The 12,445-nt window shown below is 57.4% G+C and carries 16 protein-coding genes; 12 read left to right on the forward strand and 4 right to left on the reverse strand.

Translation table 11 applies throughout. The features are described 5' to 3' along the window. Positions 1-2: 2 nt before the first annotated feature. On the forward strand, positions 3-1,496 hold the full coding sequence (locus RBB44_RS09220) for an aldehyde dehydrogenase family protein (protein WP_306147091.1): 1,494 nt from the start codon (positions 3-5) through the stop codon (positions 1,494-1,496). A 76-nt stretch (positions 1,497-1,572) separates the two neighbouring features. On the opposite strand, the gene RBB44_RS09225 is transcribed toward RBB44_RS09220, so the two are convergent. Together RBB44_RS09225 and RBB44_RS09230 are read right to left on the reverse strand one after the other, a co-directional pair. Continuing rightward, positions 1,573-2,439, reverse strand: coding sequence for a hypothetical protein (locus RBB44_RS09225; protein WP_306147092.1), 867 nt, complete (start codon positions 2,437-2,439; stop codon positions 1,573-1,575). Beyond that, positions 2,436-4,016, reverse strand: a complete 1,581-nt coding sequence (locus tag RBB44_RS09230; protein WP_306147094.1) for an acyl-CoA synthetase — start codon at positions 4,014-4,016, stop codon at positions 2,436-2,438. Before RBB44_RS09230 ends, RBB44_RS09225 begins: the two co-directional genes overlap by 4 nt. 158 nt (positions 4,017-4,174) lie before the next feature. On the opposite strand from RBB44_RS09230, the gene RBB44_RS09235 reads away from it, so the two are divergent. Further along, a complete protein-coding gene (locus tag RBB44_RS09235; RefSeq protein WP_306147095.1) occupies positions 4,175-4,981 on the forward strand; it encodes an alpha/beta hydrolase in 807 nt (268 codons plus the stop codon). A gap of 6 nt (positions 4,982-4,987) precedes the next feature. Here RBB44_RS09235 and RBB44_RS09240 read toward each other — a convergent pair whose 3' ends face one another. Beyond that, the gene (locus RBB44_RS09240) at positions 4,988-5,338 is read right to left on the reverse strand and encodes a PilZ domain-containing protein (protein WP_306156125.1); all 351 of its coding nucleotides are present in this window, start codon (positions 5,336-5,338) and stop codon (positions 4,988-4,990) included. Between the two features lie 26 nt (positions 5,339-5,364). Continuing rightward, positions 5,365-5,910 (reverse strand): hypothetical protein, encoded by a 546-nt coding sequence (locus tag RBB44_RS09245; RefSeq protein ID WP_306147097.1) that lies wholly within the window; start codon positions 5,908-5,910, stop codon positions 5,365-5,367. Between the two features lie 179 nt (positions 5,911-6,089). Between RBB44_RS09245 and flgB the strand changes: the two genes are divergently transcribed. From flgB to fliP, 10 genes are all read left to right on the forward strand, one after another. After that, complete coding sequence (gene flgB / locus RBB44_RS09250; protein WP_040451983.1) at positions 6,090-6,470, forward strand: flagellar basal body rod protein FlgB; 381 nt, start codon at positions 6,090-6,092, stop codon at positions 6,468-6,470. Positions 6,471-6,489: 19 nt separating this feature from the next. Further along, a complete protein-coding gene (flgC, locus tag RBB44_RS09255) occupies positions 6,490-6,906 on the forward strand; it encodes a flagellar basal body rod protein FlgC (RefSeq protein WP_055673363.1) in 417 nt (138 codons plus the stop codon). Positions 6,907-6,908: 2 nt separating this feature from the next. Next, complete coding sequence (locus RBB44_RS09260) at positions 6,909-7,247, forward strand: flagellar hook-basal body complex protein FliE (protein WP_133949892.1); 339 nt, start codon at positions 6,909-6,911, stop codon at positions 7,245-7,247. A 67-nt stretch (positions 7,248-7,314) separates the two neighbouring features. Then, positions 7,315-8,103, forward strand: a complete 789-nt coding sequence (flgG, locus tag RBB44_RS09265; RefSeq protein ID WP_133949890.1) for a flagellar basal-body rod protein FlgG — start codon at positions 7,315-7,317, stop codon at positions 8,101-8,103. Between the two features lie 17 nt (positions 8,104-8,120). Beyond that, positions 8,121-8,579, forward strand: a complete 459-nt coding sequence (flgA, locus tag RBB44_RS09270) for a flagellar basal body P-ring formation chaperone FlgA (RefSeq protein ID WP_306147098.1) — start codon at positions 8,121-8,123, stop codon at positions 8,577-8,579. Positions 8,580-8,582: 3 nt separating this feature from the next. Then, on the forward strand, positions 8,583-9,680 hold the full coding sequence (gene flgI, locus RBB44_RS09275) for a flagellar basal body P-ring protein FlgI (protein WP_306147100.1): 1,098 nt from the start codon (positions 8,583-8,585) through the stop codon (positions 9,678-9,680). Positions 9,681-9,823: 143 nt separating this feature from the next. Beyond that, entirely contained in the window at positions 9,824-10,375 is a 552-nt protein-coding gene (locus tag RBB44_RS09280) for a MotE family protein (RefSeq protein ID WP_306147101.1), read from the forward strand. 8 nt (positions 10,376-10,383) lie between these two features. Beyond that, a complete protein-coding gene (gene flgH / locus RBB44_RS09285; RefSeq protein ID WP_133951126.1) occupies positions 10,384-11,079 on the forward strand; it encodes a flagellar basal body L-ring protein FlgH in 696 nt (231 codons plus the stop codon). A gap of 17 nt (positions 11,080-11,096) precedes the next feature. Then, on the forward strand, positions 11,097-11,594 hold the full coding sequence (locus RBB44_RS09290; protein ID WP_306147102.1) for a flagellar basal body-associated FliL family protein: 498 nt from the start codon (positions 11,097-11,099) through the stop codon (positions 11,592-11,594). Beyond that, a complete protein-coding gene (fliP, locus tag RBB44_RS09295; protein ID WP_306147314.1) occupies positions 11,594-12,334 on the forward strand; it encodes a flagellar type III secretion system pore protein FliP in 741 nt (246 codons plus the stop codon). The genes RBB44_RS09290 and fliP overlap by 1 nt, the downstream gene beginning before the upstream one ends. Positions 12,335-12,445 lie beyond the last annotated feature (111 nt).

A 12,445-nucleotide genomic window follows, 5' to 3' on the forward strand; every position in this document is an offset into this window, starting at 1 on the left:
TCATGGCGTCTCAACAAGACCTGATCGCCGAATACGAAACGACCGGCACCCTTTCCGCGTTGCCGCTCGGCCATTTCATCGACGGCGTGTTTTCGCAGCCCTCGCACAACCGCACCATGGAAAGCTTCGACCCGGGCAAGGGCGCAGCCTTTGCGCGGTTCACGGCTGGAACGTCCGAGGATGTAGACGCAGCTGTTGTGTCCTCCCGGAAAGCATTTGAAACGGTCTGGCGCGATAAGGCGCCGGTAGAGCGTGCGCGCATTCTGACAAAGACGTCCGAGCTTATCCTCGCCAATCTCGATCTGCTGGCGGTGGTGGAAAGCCTCGACAGCGGCAAGCCTTTGCTGGAGGCGCAAGGGGATGTCCGGGGTGCCGCGCGAACCTTCGAATATTACGCGGGCGCCTGTGATAAACTGCAGGGCGACAGTTTCCCTCTGGCGGGCGACTATATCGGCTATTCGATCCATGAGCCGGTTGGCGTGACAGCTCACATCATCCCGTGGAACTTCCCGATTTCAACCGCAGCCCGTGGTTTCGCACCAGCGCTGGCCGCAGGATGCACGGTTGTCGCAAAACCGGCCGAGCAAACGCCGTTCACAGCATTGCTGTTGGCCAAGATCTTGTCGGACGCCGGTTTGCCGGACGGCGTGTGCAACGTGGTGACAGGGACGGGTGTCGAGACGGGCGCACCACTCACACAGCATCCGGGTGTCGATCACATCACCTTCACCGGATCGGTTCAGACCGGCAAGGCCGTGATGAAGGCGGCAGCCGATGATGTCACCCGCGTCGTTCTGGAGCTGGGCGGCAAATCGCCTGTAGTTGTGCTTGCCGATTGCGACAAGGAACAGGCCTTGAACGGGGTCATGGGTGCGATCTTCGAAAATGCCGGTCAGATTTGCTCCGCGGGGTCGCGCCTTGTGATCGAAAAATCGATCCACGAGGAGTTTGTCTCTGAACTGGTCAAGCGCACAAAGGCGCTGAAGATTGGTCATGGTCTTAGACAGCCGGAGCTTGGACCTGTGAACTCCGCCGAACACCTTGAAAAGATCGCCGGCTTCATTGACCGGGCAAAGGACCGGGGTGCAAAGATCGCTGTTGGCGGTAACGTCACAACGGACCCGGCCACGGGCAAAGGCTGGTTCTTTGAGCCGACCATCGTCGATGCAGTTCCGGCCAAGGATGAGCTTTCCCAGGAGGAGATCTTCGGCCCGGTTCTGACCGTGCAGGTGGCAGACGATGTAGACCATGCGCTGGAACTGGCCAATGATTGCCAATACGGCCTGGTTGCCGGCATCTACACATCGAACTTTGCCAAGGCGCATCAGCTCGCGCGCAAGATCGATGCGGGCCAGATCTACATCAACGAGTATTTCGCGGGCGGTATCGAAGTGCCGTTCGGCGGCAACAAGAAATCCGGTTTTGGCCGGGAGAAGGGCATCGAAGGTCTGAAGAGCTACTGCAAGACCAAGAGCATTGCGGCAAAGATCAGCTAATCCGTCACTTTAGCGATCGCGGTTCCGCGAAGGCCGGTTTTCCGTTCCCCGGATCCGGCCTTTTCTTTTTTAACTCTCAGTCTTTTGAGACCAGCAGCAGCTCGTTGGTCACCAGGGTCGGACACGTTCCGGGCTTTGCATGCCCCTGAAACAGGTTCTTGTTGAGATCGACAGTCCGCAAGGGCAGGGACAACTTCCCGTTCTGCGGCATCCCGGCACCTTTCTGCAGCAAGATCTCTGAGATCAGCCCGGTCATCGGTGGACCGTCTTCGAAGTGTGCGCCTGCAAGGCTACCGAGGCCATGAACCGAGTAGCCAGTTCCAGAAAGCTGATTGCCGAGTTCGGTGATCCCTTTATGAAGATCTGTAAACGGCGCAAGAGTGGTGATGAGCGCGTTGGCAGTCTTCCCGGACATGGCGTCTCGGTCTGACGTTACACGGAACAGCGTGAATTCTGTTTCCCGGTCTAACGCTGCTTCGAAAGACGCGCCAACGATCCCGTAACCGGAAATGTTTGTATTTTGGGCAATCGTGAGAGTGTCAGGCAGGAGATGCCCGAGGTGCCAGGTGTAATTTTCCCGCCAGTAGGCGTGAATATGCGCAAACCAGGCACCATCGCGCCAGCCGAGGATGGCAACAGCCTCCTCAAGTTCAGTACCTTTCGAGGAATGCGTATCGCTATACCAGGCCGCGTGGCGGTCATCGACGGCGCGGTCGGGCATGACATAATCAAAGGCAGCCAACTGAACGCCGGAAAGATCGAGGACGGCGGAGGAAAACCCGGCGCCATCCGCCCAGCGCCCCAGGGCTTCGAGCAAAGGCTCGCCAGCAGAAACCTGACACTCAATTTTGATGGCGTGGCACAGCGCATGGGGGAGACGATCCCGTGCTTGCGGGCCGGGATGCCGGATATCATCCAGTTTCTCCGGAGCCGGGCGCCTCACAGCAGGCCCTTTTCAGTCAGGAATTCGCGCACGAGTTTCTTCGTGATTTTGCCATATGCACTCGTCGGCATTTCCTCGATGAACAGATAGCGGGCCGGCATCTTGTAGCGGGTAATTTTGTCCTTGAGGAACGCGCTGAGCTCGGCAGGGTCCGTTTGTTGGCCAGTCTCCGTTACACAGACGGCAAGGCCAACCTCTCCCCATTGCGGATCCGGGATGCCCAAAATTGCGACCTCGGAGACCGCCGGATGGGTCAGCAGGATCTCCTCGACCTCCTTAGGGTAAACGTTCGAGCCGCCAGAGATGTACATGTCTGACGCCCGCCCGGTCAGATAGAGATAGCGCTGGTCGTCCATGTGGCCGATGTCGCCGGTGCGGAACCAGCCATCCCGGAAGGATTTGGCATTTGCGCCGTCATCATCCAGATACCCGGCGCAGACGGCTGATCCGACGACGCAGACCTCGCCAGTCTCATTCGGCCCGAGGATCTTGCCTGTCTCGTCCTGAATGCTGACTTCGATGCCCGTTCGCTCCACGCCGCAGGTCCCGGCCCTGGCGTTGGGCCCATCATCAACGCTGTGTTCGTCCGGCCGCAGCACCGTGATGTTTCCCGTGACTTCTCCGAGGCCGTAATACTGGACAAGAACCGGCCCAAGTGCTTCCAGTGCCCGCTTCTGGTCTTCGCGGTACATCGGCGCCCCGGCGTAAATGACGTGACGGAGGCTGGAGTGATCGAATTGGTCAACACAAGGGTCTTCAACCAGCCGCTTCACGATGGTCGGCACGGTGAACATGTTGGACACCTTGTGGCGTTCAATCAGCTGAAACGCGTCATGTGGCCGGAAGCCGCCCTTCGGCATCAGGATGTGCGCCGACCCGCAAGAGAGCTGGGCAATCAATTGAAGGCCGGCTCCGTGTGAGAGCGGCGCAATGACCAGTGAAGCATCGGTTTCGCTGGTTCCGGGCAAAAGATCGGCCATGTAGTTGACGACAACGAAACCGATTTGCCCGTGTGTGAGAACGACCGCTTTTGGCCGTCCCGTCGAACCGGATGTGAAGAAGAACCAGCACGGGTCATTGTGATCGACCTCCGCATTGGCTATCCGCGCGTCAGCGTGCTTTTCAAGCAAGGCCTCATAAGACACGCCGAACGCGCTTTCACCAATCGTGACGATGCCTGAAAGATCCGGACATACGGCTGCAACAGCCTCAGCTTGGGCCGCATACTCCGCATCACAGAGGAAGATGGTCGCCTTGGATTTTTCAGCCGCATAAGCGGTTTCGCCAGGCGCCTGCCGGAAATTACACGGCACCCAAACAGCCCCGAGCCGGAAGGCCGCCAGCATGATCTCGATCATCTGATGCGAGTTTTGCGCCTGGACCAGCATCCGGTCGCCCTTGGCGATTCCGAAATCCGATGAAAGCGCGCTGGATAGGGCCGAAACACGGCGATCAAGGTCCTGCCACGACCAGGTTTGATCTTCCCAGACAATCGCGGGACGGTCTGGCCACCGCTTGGCGTTGCGTGTCAAAAAGTGCGCAAGGTTCGCCACGCGATTGGAACAGCGCTCAATCATCAGATGAGGTCCTCCCTGGAAATCTGTGCTGACAACCTAGGGCGCAGTGGTCTGATTTGACAAGCAATATGAATGGTCTATCGGCCATTTCAATTCCCGCCCAAATCATGCAAGGATGCGCGCCGGTTTAATTTCGCATGCAGTTGCAGGACGGTTTTATGACGACTTCGCCCGACTTTGATTGGAATGATGCTTACGAAAACGGCGCCTATATTGAGGACGCTCAAAGCTATCCGGCGCGGTGGGCCGATGAAGCCCTCAAATTTCGGTCGGGCTGGATCAAAAAAGACATCGACATCATCTATGGCGATACGGACCGTCAGCGTCTGGACCTTTTTCACTCTGAGGACAAAAGCAAGGGTCTGGTGGTCTTTGTACACGGAGGCTACTGGCGCCGCTTTGACAAATCCTACTGGTCGCATTTGGCGCGGGGCGCGCTTCGAAGCGGTTGGTCTGTCTGTTTGCCTAGCTATGAATTGGCGCCAGACGTTCGTATCCCGCAGATTACGGCGCAGATCGGCACGGCACTCAACAAGGCCGCGCGGCGGGTCGAAGGACCAATCCGTCTATCAGGCCACTCTGCTGGCGGCCATCTTGTCAGCCGCATGATTTGTGAAGATACACCGCTCAATCCGGAAGTGCTGGAGCGCATCGAAAAGGTTGTCTCCATCAGCGGCCTGCATGATCTTCGGCCTTTGATGAAGACGTCGATGAATGACGACTTTTTGCTCACTGAGGCTGACGCGGTGAAAGAAAGCGCTGCCTTGCAGAAACCTGCTAAAGACTGCCCTGTGACGGCTTGGGTTGGTGGTGATGAGCGGCCTGAATTTATTCGCCAGTCACAGATGCTGGCGGAAGCCTGGGACAACGCCAAGGTGTTTGTGGACGAAGGCAAGCATCATTTCGATGTCATCGAAGGGCTGATCGACCCGGCAAGTCCGCTGACAAGTGAGCTGCTTTCGTAATTGCATCTAGTCTTCAACGGCATAAAACCGTTGTGCGAGGCGGCGGACACCGGTGTTTTCGTAGAAGCTGATCGAGGCTGGGGGAACCAGATAGGCAACCCCGGCCTCCAGTCCGTCGCGCCAGCTTAGGCGGACTTCCGCAATCGTCCGCTCGTTCACATCAAAAACATAGAACTCCTTCGGCAGGGGTATGTCTTCATTCAGCAGGATCCGAAGGCCGCCCGCTGAGATGTCTCGCGTGGTGCAGTCGCAGATGTATTCGTTGGTCAAGCTGGCGAGTTTTGCGGGCCGCAGGCGAGTGCGCCGGCGCGGAAACAACCGCTTTTGAACGGCATCCAGTGTTGCTTGCCGGTTCAAGCATAATCCTTTGAACATCTGAGACCTCAGCGGCGGGGAGATGCCGCAGGCGGCATGGGCGGGGGCGGTGCGAGTTCAGGCCGTGGCTCCAAGGCCGCCGGCGGTTCCGGACCCCGGATGAGGGGCCGGCCATAATAGTTGGGATCGCCGAGCGTGGTCGGCCGGTGGGTAACGCCCGACTGTTCGTTGGCGCAGCGTTGATAGGCAAGGTCATAAAGGCTTTGCCAGCCCGCCGGGTAACTTCCCAGATTATCGAGAACGCTGAGCGCTCCGCCAATGGCCGCACCCCGGCGTGCGCCGCTTGGACCATCCCAAATTCCTCCGGCTACAGCTCCGCGTGCGCCGTTCTCATAGATGTTCAGATCAGCTGGATCGGGATTGACGTGGGCATTCGCGTAAGAGCGCGCATAGGCATCACAATTGACCGGTTGGGCATTTGCTGACGACACCAAACCTGTGCTGGCAAGTGCTGCCAACCCCACAATAGCTGGCTTCAGGACACGCTTTTGAAGGCGATAACGAAAAGGGCTTGCTGTCAATGAGGTGCCGATCAGGCGCCAGCGTTGGGTCATTGGGATCTCCGGTCATTCCAATCCGGGTGCATGTAAGTGTGCCGGTTTCAAATATTGAAGCACCATCGGTTACCCATGAAGGTTGTGCGGGCCTTGCGGCGCGGATTGGCAAAGGGCCAGCCTCAGACAAGCTTGGACTTTTAGAACTGGCACCAATCCCGGCTGAATGGAGGTATTCGATGGAACCGGTGTTCCTGAACAAACTGGTCTCGCAAAACAACGAATGGCTGTCTGTCCGTCAGGCTGCGATTGCTGAGAACATCGCCAATGCCAACACCCCTGGTTTTGGTGCCAAAGATGTTGAGCCTTTTGTTTCGGTGATTAGCAAAACTCATCTTGCCATGACCGCGACCCATGGAAGCCATCTGGGCCAGACCATGGAGGCAGCCAAAGCCTCAGATATGGAAAAAGCTGACAGCTGGAACGTCACCCATTCCGGCAACTCCGTGAGCTTGGAACAGGAGCTGATGAAAGCCGGTGAGGTCGCGCGCGACCATTCGCTGAATGCCAGCATCGCCAAGTCGTTTCACAAAATGTACCTCGCAGCCGTTCGTCCCTAAGCCAAAGTGATCTGAACTCATGTCCGACCCCCTTTCTGCCACACTGCAAATTGCCGCCTCCGGCCTGAAGGCTCAGTCCGACCGGATGCGGATTGTTTCCGAAAACCTCGCCAACGCCCGCTCCACCGGTGAGGCTTCCGGCGATGATCCCTATCGGCGCAAGACGATCACCTTTGAAAGCGAATTCAATCGCGCAACCCAGGCCAATCTGGTCGCAGTTAAGGGGATTGGAACTGACAAGGCGCCATTCACCGTTGAATACGATCCGGGCCACCCTGCGGCGGACGTTGATGGCTATGTGAAAATGCCAAACGTCAACACGCTGATGGAGCTCGCGGACATGCGCGAAACCAATCGGTCCTACGAAGCCAATTTGAAAGTCATGACGCAGGCCCGCGAAATGGTCATGCGCCACATCGACCTGTTGAGGAACTGATCATGATCAACGAAATCTCCGCGCTGACATCTGCTGCCTCGAGCGACGGTATTCTAAAGTCCTCGTCGACCACCCGTTACATGAACTCGACGCCTGAGCTGGGTGGCACGGAAGCTGTCTCCGGCCCGTCCTTTTCGGACGCTATGGCCGAGGTCTCGCAATCAGCCATCGATAAAGTGAAAAACGGTGAAGCAGCCGCAATCGCCGGTGTCGATGGTCAAGCTTCCGTTCAACAAGTTGTTGAGGCAGTCATGCAGGCGGAATCCACGCTGCAGACCGCCATTGCCATTCGCGACAAGGTCGTGAACGCCTATCAGGAAATCAGCCGGATGACGATCTAGGCGAGCGCGCTTCTATCGAGAGCGTTTTAATCGTCAGTCAGATTTGGCGAATTCAGGAGACGTAAAAATGAAAGCCCTTGCCATCGCTGCAACCGGCATGAGCGCCCAACAGCTCAATGTTGAAGTTGTTGCCAACAACATTGCCAATATGAACACGACGTCGTTCAAACGGGCGCAGGCGGAATTCTCAGACCTTCTTTATCAGGCAGAGCGTCTTCAAGGCGTGCCAAACCGCGGCGGCGAAGATCCGGTTCCTGAAGGAGCGCAGCTGGGTCTTGGAGTAAAGACAGCGGGCATCCGGAAACTGCATATGCAGGGACCGCTGACCAACACGGGCAACCAGTTCGATATCGCGCTGGACGGCCGAGGTTGGTTTGAAATTACCGGCCCGGACGATGAAACCCTTTACACCCGGGCTGGCTCTTTCAACAAGAACGCGGATGGCCGCCTGGTGACCATCGACGGCTACACAGTTGAACCGGCAATTATCGTTCCGGAAGAAACCATCGAAGTGGTGATCAACGAAACCGGGCAGGTCTATGCCAAGATCGATGGCGAGATCCAGCCACGTGAAATTGGTCAGCTGTCTCTTGCAAATTTTGCAAATGATGTCGGTCTCGAACCGGTTGGTGGAAATCTCTTCCGGGAGACGCCGGCCTCGGGTGCTCCGGTTGCCGGTGTTCCTGGTGATCCTGGCTTCGGTGTTGTCCGCCAGGGGTATCTGGAATCGTCCAATGTCGATCCTGTGAAGGAAATTACGGCGCTCATTTCCGCTCAGCGCGGGTATGAGATGAACTCAAAGGTCATGAAAGCGGCGGATGAAATGGCCAATACCGTGACCAATGGCATCCGCTAGAAAAGGCGGTTCACGAAATGACCAAAGCCCTGAAACGCGTCGCCTTCTTTTTGTTTGTGCTAACCGCAGCTCCTTCGGCATACGCGGCGAGCATTGAATTGCCGGTTGCCCGCCAAACGATCCCAGCTGGTAGTGAAATCGGCCATCGGGACTTGGTGGAGCGCAAGTTCCCCAGCCGCACAGCAACACAGTTCGCGGTCGCCTCACATCGGAGCCAGCTGGTCGGACAGGTGACCCGGCGCACACTGTTGCCCGGCCAGCCGATCCCGATCAATTCGGTCGAAAAACCGTTGCTCGTCAAACGGGGTGAACCGGCCCGGCTGGTGTTTCAGGAACAAGGTCTGGTCATCATCATGCAGGTTGAGGCGCTGCAAAACGGGGGCGCGGGCAGTTTCGTGCGTGTTCGAAACGTCGACAGCGGTTTGGTCGTGTCCGGAAGAGTTCAGCAGGACGGCACGATCCGCGTGGAGAATTGATTTATGTTCCGTATTTTCATTTGCCTGTTGGCGGTTTTGACCGCTGTACCGGCGACCGCGATGGTGCGGATCAAGGATATTGCCACGTTGCAAGGTGTGCGTGACAACCAGTTGGTCGGTTACGGCCTGGTTATTGGTCTTAAGGGGTCTGGCGATACACTACGCAACTCTCCTTTCACCGAGCAGTCTCTTCAATCCATGCTCGACAGTCTTGGTGTGAATGTTCGCGAAACGCGGCTCAGGACGAGGAATGTCGCCGCTGTCGTTGTGACGGCCGAAATGCCGTCCTTTATCGGCAAGGGATCGACCATCGATATCAGCGTTTCTTCCTTAGGCGATGCCACATCATTGGCAGGCGGTACGCTGGTTGCCACACCATTGCTTGGGGCGGATGGTCAGATTTACGCTGTAGGTCAAGGACCGGTTGCAGTGTCCGGGTTCGCAGAACTCGGTGCTGCGGAAAGCTTGACCCAGGGAATTCCAACCGTCGGCCGTATCCCGAATGGCGGGCTTATCGAGCGGAACCTGCCGGCGAAGTTCTCGCAAATTCCCGATCTTGTGCTGGAACTTTCCAATCCGGATTTCAAGACGGCTGTCCGCATCGCCGACGCAATCAACCGGTACACCCGGGAGCGCTATGGAGTGCGGGTCGCTAAGGAACGCGATTACCGGTCCGTAGATTTGACGCCACCACCAAAGGTCAGCTTGACCCGATTCATAGCGGAAATTGAATCCATCCGCGTCCGTCCGGACCAGAGCGCCAAGGTGGTGATCGATGAGCGCACGGGAACAGTCGTGATCGGCAAGGACGTTCAGATTTCTACGGTTGCCATCACCCATGGAAATCTGACAGTCCGGATTTCCGAAGCACCGGAAGTTTCCCAGCCGGCACCGTTCTCTCAAGGGGAGACTGTTGTGGTCCCACGGACTTATGTGGATGCGCAGGAAACCGGCGGGCGGCTTGCGGTTGTCGGTGGAACGGATCTTCCGACATTGGTGCGGGGGCTCAACCGGATTGGCCTACGCCCGACCGGGATCATCGCAATCCTGCAGGCGATCAAGACCGCCGGCGCTCTGCAGGCGGAGTTGGTTGTCCAATAAACCAGTTGGCCAAAAGGGCCAGCAATCTTGACCAAGGCGCCGCAGTTTGCGGCGCCTTTTGTTTTCAGGGCACCAACAGCCTCGCGCAAGCTCGATCGGCGAATGTCCAATCAAACGGGTCACTCGCAAAGGACAATGTGTTCATGTCTAAATTCGTGGATGAATGCCGAAAAGCCGGTGTTCTGACATGCCTGGCTCTTCAATTGATCTGCGCGGGGAGCGCGGCGCAGGCACAAACACCGCCGCAAAAGCCGCAAGAGGCTGCAGCAGTCCCGGCGCAACCTGCCATCCCGTATCGTGACAGCCAGCTTTACTGCAAGAACATCGCCGAAGCGGCGAGCGACGCCCGGATCCAGTGGCAGACTTGGAAGATGATTGCCCTGGAAGGGCGCCTCCAGGCACGGATTGCCGAGTTGCAACGCAAGGAGCGCGAGTTCGAGGCCTGGGTTGAACGCCGGGAACAGCTTCTGGAGCAGGTCGAGGACCAGGTCGTCAGCATCATTGGCCGGATGCGTCCGACCGCCGCCGCAGAACAGCTTTCCACCACCGAAGAAGAAGCTGCGGTTGGTGTTCTTTTGAAGCTGAAAGCACGTGTTGCCAGCGCGATCCTGGATGAAATGGAGCCTGCAAGGGCAGCGCAGCTGACGCAGACCATGATGGGCTTCACCGACCCCGAAATACAACGGAGATTTTGATGCGCCTGATGCTTGTTTCTTTAGGGGCCGTATTGCTCTCCGGCTGTGCCGGGCAACTGGAAGATATCGGCCGTGCCCCGGAAATGACCCCGGTTGGGTACGGGTTGGCCAACCGGCCTGCAACCGTTTACCCGCTTGGCACGTTTAACAAGGGCGGGATCAAGGACTACAATTCGCTGTGGCGCAATGATCGTGAGAATTTCTTTGCTGATCCAAGGGCCAAGAAAATCGGCGACGTCCTGACTGTTGTAATCCAGATCGACGACCGTGCAGAACTCGACAACACGTCTGAGCGCGGCCGGTCTGCCGACATTGGTATTGGCGGCTCGTATTCAGCCGGCAGCAATAACAGCACATCGGGCGGCCAGGCAGAGCTGAACGGAAACTCCGGGTCTTCGTCCGCTGGATCCGGGTCCATTGACAGGTCTGAAGAGATTGAACTCTCTGTTGCTGCCATCGTGATCGACCGGCTTCCCAATGGGAACATGGTGATCTCCGGCTCACAGGAAGTCCGTGTGAACTACGAGATGCGGATCCTCAATGTCGGTGGGATTGTCAGACCGCGTGACATCGAGAGCAACAACACCATCCCGTACGACAAGATCGCAGAGGCCCGTATTTCCTACGGTGGCCGCGGCCGGATCTCCGAGGTCCAACAGCCGGGTTGGGGCCAGCAGATCTACGACATCGTCACACCATTCTAGGCTGGAAGGGATCGAATATGTCGAACAGTCTTGTGCCCTATGAAGGGCCGGAAACCGGTGACGGAAAATCCAACTTCATGGCAGCGCTTATCCTGATCAGTTTGATTGGTGCAGGCGCCGGTGCCGGACTTGCGAAAATCGTCTCCGACATGACCGAAACTGCGGTTCATGGCCGGATCCGGGATGCGCAGAGCTTCAGTCAGACCTTGCCGTTTTCACCTTCCACACGACTGCAGCGTCTTGAGCCCTTAGTGACCAACCTGGCAACACCGCCCAGCACCTGGATCCGGGTTCAGGCAACGCTTTTGCTGGAAGACGAGCCCGATACGGACGTGTCTGTTCTGCGCAAGCGGATCGAGGACGATTTTCTGAGTTTCCTGCGCACATTGACCCTAGCGCATCTGGAAGGCGGGGTTGGCCTGCAACACCTGCGGGAAGACCTAAATGAGCGCGCCAAAGTGCGCAGCAAGGGCAAGGTTCGCGAAGTAATCCTGGAGTCTGTGGTTATCCAATGATGAGGTTGTTTATAACCGTTGCCGCTTTGTTTGCTCTGACCGGAGCCGCAGTGGCGCAGGTGCCGGACCTGTCTGCCTTACTGCCGGAAGGCGAGGGCAGTGCGTCGGGCCGCATCATCCAGATGATCATCTTGCTCACGGTGCTGTCTTTGGCACCGGGTATCTTGATCATGGTCACCAGTTTCATCCGGTTCGTGATTGCCTTTTCGTTTCTCCGGTCCGGTATTGGCCTGCAGACGACACCCGGCAATCTCATCCTGATTTCGCTTGCGCTTTTCATGACGTTTTACGTCATGGCGCCAACCTTCGACCGGGCCTGGGAAGATGGTGTCCGGCCATTGATGAACAACGAAATCACCGAAGAAGAGGCCTATGTGAAGATCACCGAGCCGTTTCGCGAGTTCATGCTGAGCCAGGTTCGCGAAAAGGATCTGGTGCTTTTTGACGATCTCGCGGCCGGCCGAGTGACCGACGGATCGGCGGCCTCAGCCGAAGAGGTGGAGCTGCGCGTCCTCATTCCGGCCTTTATGATCTCCGAGTTGCGGCGGGGATTTGAGATCGGGTTTTTGATCGCGCTGCCGTTTCTCGTGATCGATATGATCGTGGCTACCATTACCATGTCGATGGGCATGATGATGCTCCCGCCGACCGTGATCTCCCTGCCATTCAAGGCCTTGTTCTTCATCCTGATCGACGGATGGAACCTGCTGGTTGGCAGTCTTGTGCGGTCGTTTTTCTAGGCGGAACTAATACTTGAGAATTTTTTTGGGCGGGGCCTTCGGCTCCGCCTTTGTCGTTTCGCCGAGGGACTAAACCGCAAAAGGAATTACCCTTGGCAGTTCAACCGACGC

It is taken from the genome of Roseibium sp. MMSF_3247 (assembly GCF_030733765.1).
Taxonomy (GTDB): Bacteria; Pseudomonadota; Alphaproteobacteria; order Rhizobiales; family Stappiaceae; genus Roseibium.